10 protein-coding genes are annotated in these 12,691 nt (G+C 62.8%); 6 read left to right on the forward strand and 4 right to left on the reverse strand.

Annotated elements, in window-relative coordinates:
- Window positions 1-137: 137 nt before the first annotated feature.
- Both ACWPW0_RS12440 and ACWPW0_RS12445 read left to right on the forward strand, forming a co-directional pair.
- Window positions 138-2,273 (forward strand): methyl-accepting chemotaxis protein, encoded by a 2,136-nt coding sequence (locus tag ACWPW0_RS12440; protein ID WP_454255493.1) that lies wholly within the window; start codon window positions 138-140, stop codon window positions 2,271-2,273.
- Between the two features lie 95 nt (window positions 2,274-2,368).
- Complete coding sequence (locus ACWPW0_RS12445; protein WP_454255494.1) at window positions 2,369-2,965, forward strand: NADPH-dependent FMN reductase; 597 nt, start codon at window positions 2,369-2,371, stop codon at window positions 2,963-2,965.
- A gap of 245 nt (window positions 2,966-3,210) precedes the next feature.
- Here ACWPW0_RS12445 and ACWPW0_RS12450 read toward each other — a convergent pair whose 3' ends face one another.
- From ACWPW0_RS12450 to ACWPW0_RS12465, 4 genes are read right to left on the reverse strand one after another with little or no spacing between them, the layout of a single operon-like run.
- Window positions 3,211-4,530, reverse strand: a complete 1,320-nt coding sequence (locus ACWPW0_RS12450; protein ID WP_454255495.1) for an ATP-binding protein — start codon at window positions 4,528-4,530, stop codon at window positions 3,211-3,213.
- Window positions 4,527-5,195 (reverse strand): response regulator transcription factor, encoded by a 669-nt coding sequence (locus ACWPW0_RS12455; protein ID WP_447591333.1) that lies wholly within the window; start codon window positions 5,193-5,195, stop codon window positions 4,527-4,529. Before ACWPW0_RS12455 ends, ACWPW0_RS12450 begins: the two co-directional genes overlap by 4 nt.
- Window positions 5,195-5,509 (reverse strand): PepSY domain-containing protein, encoded by a 315-nt coding sequence (locus ACWPW0_RS12460; protein ID WP_447591331.1) that lies wholly within the window; start codon window positions 5,507-5,509, stop codon window positions 5,195-5,197. Before ACWPW0_RS12460 ends, ACWPW0_RS12455 begins: the two co-directional genes overlap by 1 nt.
- On the reverse strand, window positions 5,509-5,817 hold the full coding sequence (locus ACWPW0_RS12465) for a PepSY domain-containing protein (RefSeq protein ID WP_454255496.1): 309 nt from the start codon (window positions 5,815-5,817) through the stop codon (window positions 5,509-5,511). The genes ACWPW0_RS12460 and ACWPW0_RS12465 overlap by 1 nt, the downstream gene beginning before the upstream one ends.
- Before the next feature lie 314 nt (window positions 5,818-6,131).
- Between ACWPW0_RS12465 and ACWPW0_RS12470 the strand changes: the two genes are divergently transcribed.
- The 4 genes from ACWPW0_RS12470 to arcD all read left to right on the forward strand — a co-directional run bounded on the left by ACWPW0_RS12470 (window position 6,132) and on the right by arcD (window position 12,683).
- Window positions 6,132-7,205: an HlyD family secretion protein gene (locus ACWPW0_RS12470; RefSeq protein ID WP_454255497.1), complete on the forward strand. Its 1,074-nt coding sequence runs from the start codon at window positions 6,132-6,134 to the stop codon at window positions 7,203-7,205.
- On the forward strand, window positions 7,202-9,952 hold the full coding sequence (rbbA, locus tag ACWPW0_RS12475) for a ribosome-associated ATPase/putative transporter RbbA (RefSeq protein ID WP_454255498.1): 2,751 nt from the start codon (window positions 7,202-7,204) through the stop codon (window positions 9,950-9,952). The genes ACWPW0_RS12470 and rbbA overlap by 4 nt, the downstream gene beginning before the upstream one ends.
- Before the next feature lies 1 nt (window position 9,953).
- The gene (locus tag ACWPW0_RS12480) at window positions 9,954-11,078 is read left to right on the forward strand and encodes an ABC transporter permease (RefSeq protein WP_447591324.1); all 1,125 of its coding nucleotides are present in this window, start codon (window positions 9,954-9,956) and stop codon (window positions 11,076-11,078) included.
- A 177-nt stretch (window positions 11,079-11,255) separates the two neighbouring features.
- Window positions 11,256-12,683: an arginine-ornithine antiporter gene (gene arcD / locus ACWPW0_RS12485; RefSeq protein WP_447591323.1), complete on the forward strand. Its 1,428-nt coding sequence runs from the start codon at window positions 11,256-11,258 to the stop codon at window positions 12,681-12,683.
- The last annotated feature ends 8 nt before the right edge of the window (window positions 12,684-12,691 follow it).

Below are 12,691 nucleotides of genomic sequence, written 5' to 3' on the forward strand. Positions count from 1 at the left end.
CGCTCCGGTCAAAACAACCGCCAGTAAAACCAGGCATAACGAATGCTTCATGACAGCGCCAATCGCGCTTCTCGGCTAAACATATTCTGCTGTCGACCGATATAGCCCTCATGACCGCAGCCAGAAGGACCTAACGCATGCGCCTGTCCATCCAATGGAAAATCACCCTCCTTGCCGGGCTGTGCCTGCTGGCCATCGTCACCCTGCTGGTGGGCGCTTCGCTGATCCAGTCCCGGCAAAGCGCCGAACTGGTCAAGTCATCCAGCTTCAGCATGCTCGAAGAGTCCGCGCGCCTGCGCATGGCGGCCCGTGGTGAGCTGCAAGGCATTCGCATCCAGCGCTACTTCATGGATGCCTATCAATACGGCAAGGGCTTTTCCCGCCAGGCACTGTTCCTCAAGGAACAGGCGGAAAAACGCTTCCTCGATGCCTTCGACCTGCGTGAGGACCTCACCCGGCAGGCGCAAACCGCTCTCCTGGCCAATGCCGATCTGCTCGGGCTCTACGTGGTCTTCGAACCGAACGCACTGGATGGCAAGGATGAGCTGTTCGTCGACCAGGATGAACTGGGCAGTAACGACAAAGGCCGCTTCTCCCTGTACTGGTCCCAGAGCACGCCAGGTCAACTCGAAGTCGAGGCGATGAAAGAGGAGCAGCTCAACGACACCAGCATCGGTGCCAGCGGCAGCCCCTACAACGCCTGGTATACCTGCCCGCGCGATACCCGCAAGGCCTGCGTGCTCGAACCCTACTTCGACGATGTGAATGGCAAACAGATACTGATGACCAGCATTGCCTTCCCGCTCGAGGAAAACGGCAAGGTCATCGGCGTGCTGGGCGTGGACATCAGCCTGGAGAGCCTGCAACACCTCAGCGACAGCGCCCACCGCGAGCTGTATGACGGTCAGGGCCAGGTCAGCATCATCAGCCCTGCCGCGCTGCTGGCCGGCCATAGCCGCGATGCGTCCCTGCTGGGCAAACCCGTGAAGGACGCGTTTCCCACCCAGGGCGAAGAAATCGCCAACCTGCTGCGTGATGGACAATCACACGTCCTCGAACGTGAAGGCCAACTGCGAGTGCTGACACCCTTGTTGCCCATTCCCCAATCCAAGCCATGGGGCGTACTGCTCGAAGTGCCCAAACAGGTCCTGCTCGGCCCGGCGCTGCAGCTCGAACAGCAGCTCGATGAGCAACGCACCCACGATACCGGCCTGTCTCTGCTGATGGCCTTCATTGCCATCCTGCTGGGCGTGTTGCTGATGTGGCTGACGGCCCGTGGCGTTACTCGCCCCATACTCGGTGTGGCGGCCATGCTGCAGAACATCGCCAGTGGTGAGGGTGACCTGACCCAGCGTCTGAATTACGCCCGTCAGGACGAACTCGGCACCCTCGCCGGCTGGTTCAATCGCTTCCTCGACAAGCTGCAGCCCGTGATTGCCGACGTCAAACACAGCGTGCAGAACGCCCGCCAGACCGCCGATCAGTCAGCCGCCATCGCCAGCCAGACCAGTGCCGGCATGCAGCAGCAGTTCCGCGAAGTCGATCAGGTGGCCACTGCCTCCCAGGAAATGAGCGCTACCGCCCATGATGTAGCCAACAGCGCCGCCCAGGCCGCCAGCGCGGCCCGGGGGGCGGACCAGGCCACCCACGAAGGCCTTGCCGTGATCGACCAGACCACCCTTTCCATCGAACAGCTGGCCAGCGGCCTGAGTGCTGCCATGCGCGAAGTGGAAGGCCTGGCCAACAACAGCGAGAAGATTGGCTCGGTTCTCGACGTCATTCGCGCCATTGCCGAGCAGACCAACCTGCTGGCGCTCAACGCCGCCATCGAGGCTGCACGCGCAGGTGAAGCCGGCCGTGGATTTGCCGTGGTGGCCGACGAAGTTCGTAACCTGGCCAAACGAACGCAAGACTCGGTCGAGGAAATCCGTCAGGTGATCGAGAACTTGCAGCAAGGCACCCGAGACGTGGTCGACAGCATGCACAGCAGCCACCAGCAGGCCCAGGGCAGTGTCGAACAGGTGGAACAGGCCGTTGCCGCCCTGCGGCGCATCGGTGAATCAGTCACCGTGATCAGCGACATGAACCTGCAGATCGCCAGTGCCGCCGAAGAACAAAGCGCGGTGGCCGAGGAGATCAATCGCAACGTCGCCGGCATTCGGGATGTCACCGAAACCTTATCCGCCCAGGCCGATGAGTCTGCCCAGGTCAGCCAGGCACTCAATAGCCTGGCCAACCACCAGCAGGGGTTGATGGATCAGTTCCGGGTCTGATCGGGCGAAACGATAGGATGCGGCCCAACGCGGTACTTGCCCCGCGTTAGAGCCGCCGGTAGCCTCAGCGCACCTTTTCCTGAAGAGACTCTTCCATGTTGAATATCGCCTTGGTTGCCGGCTCGAGCCGTCGCAACAGCCAGTCGGCAAAAGTCGCCGCCTTCCTTCGCCAGCGCCTGATCGAACTGAACCTGACCAGCGCCGAGCAGAGCAGCGTGCTCGACCTGGGCGAAAGGCCCCTGCCGCTCTGGCCAGCAGACGACAACGGCCCCTGGAGCGACTACCAGCAACAGCTGCAGGCCGCTGATGCCGTGGTCATCATTGCCCCGGAATGGCACGGCATGGCCGGCCCGGCGGTGAAGAACTTCTTCCTGTATGCCAGCAAGGCGGAACTCGCGCACAAACCGGGCTTGCTGGTCGGTGTGTCGTCCGGGATCGGCGGTGCCTACCCGATCAGCGAACTGCGCGCTTCGGGCTACAAGAACTGCCGTCTGTGCTACCTGCCGGAGCACCTGATCGTACGCCACGTCGAAAAAGTGCTGAACGGCGCCGCAGCGGCCAGCGAAGATGACCAGCGCCTGCGCAACCGTATCGATTTCGCCCTGGATATCTTCGGCAAATATGCCGTGGCCCTGAAACCGGTACGCGCCTCCATCGATATCGACCAAGCGGCTTTCGCCACCGGAATGTAAGCCTGCACCAACCGACAAATGCTGTTCACACAAGCCTTCCACCCTCGAACGGACTTCTTTGAGGTGTGGACTCAACCGGTGGGCTGAAGCCCACCCTACGCGAAGGTATAACTCTGTAGGGTGGGCTTCAGCCCACCAACCGGCGTGTCATGAAACTCAAAAAAACGCCGCGACTCCCAGTGGATTGCGGCGTTTTTCTTGAATGAACAGCATTGCAGTACAAGCCAGGCTTTTTGTGTGAGTAATCAGCCCCGCCGCAGCGGCAACCGGATCACCACCTGCAACCCGCCAAGCTCACTGTCTGCCAGAACCAGCGTGCCGCCCCAGGCCTCGACGATGTCCCGCACGATGCCCAGGCCCAGGCCGTGGCCATTGACCTGTTCATCCAGCCGAACCCCACGCCCAAGCACCTCTGCGCGACGCGCTTCGCTGATTCCCGGCCCGTCGTCATCGACGCAGATACGGTAACCCTGCCCATCCTGGACAAAGGCCAGGCTGACACGGGCATCCGCCCATTTGCAGGCGTTGTCCAGCAGATTGCCCAACAGCTCGAGCATGTCCTCGCGGTCCCAGGGCAGACGAAAACCTGAGGGCGCCGTCCACTCCAATGCCAAGCCGGAGGCATGAATCATCCGCAGGGTATCGAGCAGGCCAGGTACCTCGTTATCGCAATCGAAATGCGACCCCGGCAGCACATCGCCCGCCAATCGCGCCCGGCCCAGCTCCCGGGACAAACGCTGCTCGATCTGCTGCAACTGCTCCTTGAACAGGGTGTGCAGCTCGGGATGCGCACGCAGCTCTTCACGCTCCACCAGGCTGAGCAACACTGCCAAAGGCGTTTTCAGCGCATGACCGAGGTTACCCAGTGCTGTGCGTGATCGTCGCAAGGTGTCTTCGGTATGGGCAAGCAGGTGGTTGATCTGTGCAACCAGCGGCTCCAGCTCCGCTGGAACCTGAGTATCAAGCTCGTTACGCTGCCCTTGCTGCAATTGGGCAATCTGCTGGCGTACCCGCTCCAACGGGCGCAACGCCGCGAACACCGTGTAGCGTTGCGCCAGCAGGATCAGTATGAGTGCCGCAAGGCCAAGGCCCAGGCCGATCCACTGCACACGCCTGAAGACCTCGAGAATCGGTGTGTAGTCGCGCGCCACGACAATCGAGAAACGCTCACCGTAACGCGTGAAGTCACCGCGGTAGATCAACAGCAACTGCCCGCGTGGCCCGTCTCCCAACCCTTCCTGCAAACCTGCACTGTCGGGCTGTTCCAGCTCCCGGTCCCAGAGCGAACGCGAACGCCATACCTGGTCGGCAAAATCGATACGGAAATACAAACCGGCAAACGGTCGCTTGTACGCCGCGCTCAGGCGCTGCTCGTCGAGCTGCACACCATTGGGGCCGCGCACGATGGCAACCAGCAGGGATTGCGCTTCGTCACGCAGCCCCGCGGTCAGGTAACTGCGCAGGCTCTGATCGAACAGCCACAGGCATGTCTGCGCCAGCAGCAAGCCGACAACCAGCAACGTCCCGACCAGGCCGATACTGAGACGCCGCTGAATCGACTTCACCCAGCGACTCCACTGAACCGGTAGCCCTGGCCACGACGGGTCTCGATCACCTCGCGCCCGAGCTTGCCGCGCAGCCGGTTGACGTGCACTTCGAGCACGTTGGAGTCGCGCTCCGTTTCACCGTCGTACAGGTGTTCCGCCAAGTGGCTTTTGGACAGCAGTTGCCCCGGATGCAGCATGAAGTAACGCAACAGGCGGAACTCGGCCGCCGTCAGCTCGACCTCCTGGCCATTGCGCGTCACGCACTGGCGCGCCTCGTCCAGTTGCAGACCAGAAGCCTCCAACTGCGGCTGATTGGCCAGGCCATGGGCACGGCGCAGCAGGGCCTGGATGCGCAATGCCAGCTCCTCGGGATGAAACGGTTTGGTCAGGTAATCGTCGGCGCCTGCCTTGAGACCGTCGATGCGCTCGGCCCATGAGTCGCGCGCCGTCAGAATCAGCACCGGCGTATTCAAGCCACCCGCTCGCCACTCGCGCAGCACATCGAGCCCCGACTTGCCGGGCAGGCCAAGGTCAAGAATGATCAGGTCATACGGCTCACTCGCCCCCTGGTAGACCGCATCACGGCCGTCAGCCAGCCAGTCGACCGCATAGCCCTGACGACCCAGCCCGGCCATCAGCTCATCGGCGAGCGGTACGTGATCTTCCACCAGCAATAGGCGCATCAGTCATCCACCTCATCCTTCAGAATCCGCCCGTCGCGGGCATCCAGCTCCAGCTCACGCACCACGCCATCCCCCGTGAGTAACTCGACCTCGTAGATGAACAGACCGTCCTCCTCCTCCAACTCGGCCTCCAGCAGAGTCGCCCCGGGATAACGTCCCAGGGCGGTCTGCATCAATTGCTCGAGCGGTAGAATCACGCCCTCCTGACGCAAGCGCAGCGCCTCATCCTGATCCAGATCGCGAGCATGCGCCTGCAGGGTCAGCACGGCCAGAATCAGGACGACAATACCGCTATAACGGGCAATCAGTTTCATCAGTCATCCTGATGGTCTTTCAGGACCTGTGCGTTGGTGGCATCAAGCTCGACGTCCCATTGAACACCATTGGCGTCCCGCAGTTCGACTTGATAGACATAGCGACCATATTCCTCTTCCAGTTCCGTGCTCTCGATGGTCGAGCCAGGGTGCTTGGCAATCGCCGCCGCATTGAGCTTCTCGAACGATTGCACCGTCCCGGCGTCACGCAGGCGCAGCGCCTCATCAGGACCAATATCACGGGCCTGGGCAACACCGACAACGGCGGTAAGGGTCGTGGCAACAAACAAGGCAATCAGCTTATTCATGGTTTTCTCCTCGGAGAACGCAATAACAGTGGGTACGGCACCACCCTAACCGCGCTGACTTAACTCAAGCTGAATGGAGCCTGGGCATTGGATAGAACAATGCGAGCCACGCTCCAGCCACGAAAGCCTATCAGGCCGAAGAGCAGAACGCTGAATGCCCGCGCTTCTTTCCTTCGAGATGATCCCAGTCAATCCGCACTTGCGAAATCCATGAATAATCCAGAGGACATCGCTCAGCGGTAACGCCCAAGGCAGCCTGCCCCTTGGGATCAAGAACAATGCAGGTCAAGCCGATTGCGTGAAGGAACCCATTGATGAAAGCCCAGGACAAGAAGCCACTCACCCGACTATTGATCGCCGCCCTTGTCGTTGCCGGCATCGGGGCGGGCTGGTTCGCCTTGCGCCCCAGCGGCCTGGGTGACGATTTTGCCAGCGCCAACGGCCGCATCGAAGCCACCGAGGTGGATGTGGCCAGCAAGCTGCCCGGACGCCTGCACACGATCAGCGTCGAGGAAGGTGACTTCGTCGAGGCCGGCCAGGTGCTGGCGCAGATGGATACGCAGAACCTAGAGGCTCAGCTGGCCCAGGCCCGCGCGCAGGTGCGCCAGGCCGAGAACGCCACCCACACGGCCAGCGCCCAGGTCACCCTGCGTGAAAGCGAGAAGGTCAGTGCCGAGGCCCTGGTCAGCCAGCGTCAGGCCGAACTGACCGCGGCGCAGAAGCGCCACGCCCGTACGGCGACCCTGGTCAAGCGCAACGCCCTGCCCCAGCAACAACTGGACGATGATCTGGCTCGCCTGCAAAGCACCCAGGCGGCACTCGCCGCGGCCCGTGCCCAGGTGCAAGCCGCCAGTGCCGGTATCCAGGCAGCCAGTTCCCAGGTCATCGAGGCGCAGTCTGCCGTGGAGGCGGCCCAGGCCAGCGTCGAGCGCCTGCAAAGCGATATCCAGGACAGCCAGCTCAAGGCTCCACGGACCGGCCGGGTGCAATACCGCATCAGCCAGCCCGGCGAAGTGCTGGGGGCCGGCGGCAAGGTGCTCAACCTGGTGGATCTCAACGATGTCTACATGACCGTTTTCCTGCCTGCCAGCCAGGCCGGTCGAATCGCCCTGGGCGCCGACGTGCACCTGATCATCGATGCCGCGCCCGATTATGTGATCCCGGCCAAGGTCAGCTTCGTCGCCAGCGTCGCCCAGTTCACCCCGAAGACAGTGGAAACCGCCAGCGAACGGGAAAAGCTGATGTTCCGGGTCAAGGCGCGTATCGATCCCGAGTTGCTGAGCAAACACCTCGCACAGGTCAAGACCGGAGTACCCGGCATGGCTTATTTCAAACTCGACGAGAATGTCGAGTGGCCTGAACGCCTGCGCATCAAGGTTCCACAATGACCCAGGCGGTGCCCCCGGTAGTCCGCCTCGACAAGGTCGGGTTGCACTACGACACGACATGCGCGGTCGACCAGGTCAGCCTGGATATCCCGGCCAACCGCATGATCGGCCTGATCGGCCCGGACGGCGTCGGCAAATCCAGCCTGCTGGCACTGATCGCCGGAGCCAGGGTCATTCAAGACGGGCGCGTCGAAGTACTCGGCGGTGACATGGCCGACGCCACCCACCGCCGCCGTACCTGCCCACGTATCGCCTACATGCCCCAAGGGCTGGGCAAGAACCTCTACCCAACCCTGTCGGTGTACGAAAACCTGGAGTTCTTCGGTCGCCTGTTCGGCCAGGAGCGCGCCGAGCGGGATGCGCGCATTGCCGACCTGGTCGAAAGCACCGGCCTCGCGCCCTTCACCGAACGTCCTGCAGGCAAGTTGTCCGGGGGCATGAAGCAGAAACTCGGCCTGTGCTGCGCGCTGATCCACGACCCCGACCTGCTGATCCTCGACGAGCCCACCACCGGCGTCGATCCGTTGTCACGCAACCAGTTCTGGGAGCTGATCGACCGCATTCGCCAGCGCCGCCCGCACATGAGCGTGCTGGTGGCCACCGCCTACATGGACGAGGCCCAGCGCTTCGACTGGCTGGTGGCGATGGATGCCGGCAAGGTGCTCGCCACCGGTACACCGGCCGAGCTGCTGGCCAGCACCGGCAAGGACAACCTGGAAGCCACCTTCATCGCCCTGCTGCCGGAAGAACGTCGGCGCGGACACCGCGAGGTAGTCATCCCGCCGCGTATGCCGGCCACGGGTGAGCAGGCGGTGGCTATCGAGGCCCATGACCTGACCTGCCGTTTCGGTGATTTCATCGCGGTGAACAAGGTCAATTTCCGCATCGAACGCGGCGAAATCTTCGGCTTCCTCGGTTCCAACGGTTGCGGCAAGTCGACCACCATGAAGGTCCTCACCGGGCTGCTACCGGCCAGCGAAGGTGAAGCCTTCCTGTTCGGCCAACCAGTCGATCCCAGGGACATCGACACCCGCCGCCGGGTCGGTTACATGTCCCAGGCCTTCTCGCTGTACAGCGAACTGACGGTACAGCAGAACCTGTTGCTGCATGCGCAGCTGTTCCATGTGCCCACGGCTGAAATCGACGGGCGCATCGACGCCATGATCGAGCGGTTCAACCTGCACGAGGTGCGCGACAGCCTGCCCGACAGCCTGCCGCTGGGCATTCGCCAGCGCCTGTCGCTGGCCGTGGCGGTCATTCACAAACCGGAAATCCTGATCCTCGACGAGCCCACCTCCGGCGTCGATCCGGTGGCGCGCGACGGTTTCTGGGAGCTGCTGGTGGACCTGTCGCGCAACGATGGCGTGACCATCTTCATCTCCACCCACTTCATGAACGAAGCCCAGCGTTGCGACCGCATGTCACTGATGCACGCGGGCAAGGTGCTGGCCAGCGACACCCCGGCCGAACTGATGCGCCAGCGTGGCATGGACAGCCTGGAAGCCACCTTCATCGCCTACCTGGAAGAAGCCCAGGGCCTGAAGCCCGGAACGGCCGGCCTCACAGCAGAAGCCGTGCAGCCCCCAGCGGCGGACGCGCCCCATGCTTCGCAACGGCTGTCCGGCTTCAGCCCGCTGCGCCTGTTCAGCTACGCCTTGCGCGAGAGCATGGAAGTGCGCCGCGACCCGATCCGCGCCTCGCTGGCCCTGTTCGGCACCTTGCTGCTGATGTTCATCATGGGTTACGGCATCAGCATGGACGTGGAAGACCTGCGCTACGCCGTACTCGACCATGACCAGACCACCACCAGCGTCCACTACGCACAGAACATCGCCGGCTCGCGTTACTTCCTCGAGCGCCCCGCCCTGCACAGCTATGACGAACTCGACCAGCGCCTGCGCAATGGCGATATCAGCCTGGCGGTGGAAATTCCACCCGGCTTTGGCCGCGACCTCAAACGTGGCGCGCACCCGGAAATCGGTGTGTGGGTCGACGGTGCCATGCCCATGCGTGCACAGAACATCCAGGGCTATATGCAGAGCCTGCACAACCAGTACCTCGCGGAACTGGCGCGCAGCTCGGCGCAGGGCAGCACCGCGGCGCCCTTCGACATTCAGGTGCGCTTTCGCTACAACCCGGACGTGGAAAGCCTGAAGGCCATGGTGCCGGCGGTGATTCCGCTGCTGCTGATGCTGATTCCGGCCATGCTCACCGCCCTGGGCATCGTCCGCGAAAAGGAGCTGGGCTCGATCACCAATCTCTATGTCACCCCGGTGACCCGCCTGGAGTTCCTGCTCGGCAAACAGTTGCCCTATATCGCCCTGGGCATGATCAACTTCCTGCTGCTGGTGCTGCTCGCCGTGCTGCTGTTCAAGGTGCCGCTCAAGGGCAGCTTCCTCACCCTGAGTCTCGGTGCACTGCTCTACATCACCTGCGCCACCGGCCTGGGCCTGCTCATGTCGACCTTCACCAACAGCCAGATCGCGGCGGTGTTCGGCACGGCCATCGCCACCCTGATCCCGGCGGTGCAGTTCTCCGGGCTGATCCACCCGGTGTCGTCACTGGAAGGTGCCAGCGCCCTGATCGGCCAGGTCTACCCCACCGGCTACTTCCTCACCATCAGCCGTGGCACCTTTTCCAAGGCGCTCGGCCTGCAGGAGCTGTGGCCGTACTTCGTGCCCCTGCTGATCACCATTCCGGTGCTGCTGAGCCTGTGCGTGCTGTTCCTCAAGAAGCAGGAGCGCTGAGATGGAATCGCTGCTCAATATCTTCCATCTCGGCATCAAGGAGTTCCGCAGCCTGCGCCGCGACTATGCGCTGTTGCTGCTCATCGGCTGGGCCTTCAGCTTTGGCATCTACTCGTCCGCCAAAGGCATTCCGGAAGTCCTGCACAACGCCCCCATCGCCGTTATCGACGAAGACCAGTCACAACTTTCCGCCCGTATCGCCAGTGGCTTCCAGGCGCCCTATTTCCGCGTTGCCGATAGCATCAGCGCCAATCAGATGGATGCGGGCCTGGATGCCGGGCGCTTCACCTTCGCGCTGAATATTCCGCCACGCTTCCAGCAGGACCTGCTCGCCGGCCGCCACCCGGAAATCCAGCTCAATGTCGATGCCACACAGATCGGCCAGGCATTCAGCGGTGCCGGTTACATTCAGAACATCATCGCCAGCGAAGCCAGCGAATTTCTCCTGCACCACCGCACGAGCCCACCTCAGGCAGCCGGACTGGCGGTACGCATGGCGTTCAACCCGAACCTGACTCAGGCGTGGTTCACCGCAGTGATGGAGGTGATCAACCAGATCACCCTGCTGTCGATCATCCTGACGGGCGCGGCGCTGATCCGCGAGCGCGAGCATGGCACCGTCGAGCACCTGCTGGTGATGCCGGTCACGCCGCTGGAAATCATGCTGGCCAAGGTCTGGTCGATGGGCCTAGTGGTGCTGGTGGCCACGGCGCTGTCGCTGTTGCTGGTGGTTCAGGGCTGGCTCCAGGTGCCGATCAGCGGTTCGATCCCGCTGTTCCTCCTCGGCGTGGCCGTACACCTGTTCGCGACCACCTCGATGGGCATTTTCTTCGGCACGGTGGCCCGCTCGATGCCGCAGTTGGGGCTGCTGGTGATCCTCGCCCTGATCCCGCTGCAGATCCTCTCGGGCGGCACCACCCCGCGCGAAAGCATGCCCGAGCTGGTGCAGACCATCATGCTGGCCGCGCCGACCACCCACTTCGTCAGCTTCGCCCAGGCGATCCTCTACCGAGGCGCCGGCTTCAGCATCGTCTGGCCGCAGTTTCTGGCGATTTTCGCCATCGGCAGCCTCTTCTTCCTCATCGCCCTCGCGCGCTTCAGGAAAACCCTGGCACAAATGGCCTGACCTCCTCACGTCTCCAGCGGTTGCGCGCAGCGGCGCTCTCCCTGCGCAGAGGGCACTGTGCGCCACACGCGTAGCGACGTTGACCAACGCCATACGCCCAACCGTTGAGCCAGATCATTATCGCGCTGACGAGCATGGACCACTGTATGACCTCCTACAGATCAAGGAGGTCTGCATATGTCTGACTCGGCGCACAAGCTCCGTCTCGGTGCCCTGATTGCCCTGGTCGTCGGTTCGATGGTCGGCGGCGGTATCTTCTCCCTTCCCCAGAACATGGCGGCCAGCGCTGGCCCGGGTGCCATCCTCATCGGTTGGGCCATCACCGCCATCGGCATGCTCACCCTGGCCTTCGTGTTCCAGTCACTGGCCAACCGCAAGCCCGAACTGGATACCGGGGTGTACGCCTATGCCAAGGCCGGCTTCGGCAACTACATGGGCTTCTCCTCGGCCTGGGGTTACTGGATCAGCGCCTGGATCGGCAACGTCAGCTACTTCGTCCTGCTGTTCAGTACCCTCGGTTACTTCTTCCCGGTGTTCGGTGAAGGCAATACACCTGCCGCCATCATCGGCGCCTCCGTGCTGTTGTGGGGCGTGCATTTTCTGGTCCTGCGCGGCATCCGCGAGGCGGCCTTCATCAACCTGGTGACAACCATCGCCAAGATGGTGCCGCTACTGATCTTCATCATCATCGCCGCCATCGCCTTCAGCCTCGACCTGTTCACCGCCGACTTCTGGGGCCGCGGCAACCTGGAACTGGGCAGTGTGATGGACCAGGTGCGCAACATGATGCTGGTAACCGTCTGGGTGTTCATCGGCATCGAAGGCGCCAGCATCTATTCAGCACGCGCCGAGAAGCGCGCAGACGTCGGCAAGGCCACGGTGATCGGCTTCGCCGGCGTGTTGTTGTTGCTGGTGCTGATCAACGTGCTGTCCATGGGCATCATGAGCCAGGCCGAGCTGGCGGGCCTGAAGAACCCGTCCATGGCGGGTGTGCTGGAACATGTGGTCGGCCATTGGGGGGCGGTGCTGATCAGCATCGGCCTGATCGTTTCCCTGGCCGGTGCCCTGCTGTCCTGGACCCTGCTGTGCGCGGAGATTCTTTTTGCCGGCGCCCGCGACGACACCATGCCGCGCTTCCTCAAGAAGGAAAACAACCGCCACGTTCCGGTCAACGCCCTGTGGCTGTCCAACGGACTGATCCAGCTGTTTCTAGTCATCGCCCTGTTCAGCGAAGCCACCTACCTGAGCCTGATCTACCTGGCCACCTCGATGATCCTGGTGCCCTACTTCTGGTCCGCCGCCTATGCCGTGCTGACCGCCTGGCGCGGCGACACCTATGAGGGCCAGCCACGCGAGCGACGCAAGGATCTGCTGATCGGCCTGGTGGCCACGATCTACGCAGCCTGGCTGCTGTATGCCGGCGGCATCCAGTACCTGCTGCTGTCCGCCCTGCTCTATGCCCCGGGCGCGCTGTTCTTCGCCATGGCACGGCGCGAGCAAGGCCAGCGCATCTTCACCACAGTGGAAAAACTGATCTTCGCCGGCGCCACGACAGCCGCCCTCATTGGCGCCTACGGCCTGTATGCCGGCTTCCTCAAACTCTGACAGGAGCT

It is taken from the genome of Pseudomonas sp. Marseille-Q8238 (assembly GCF_965111915.1).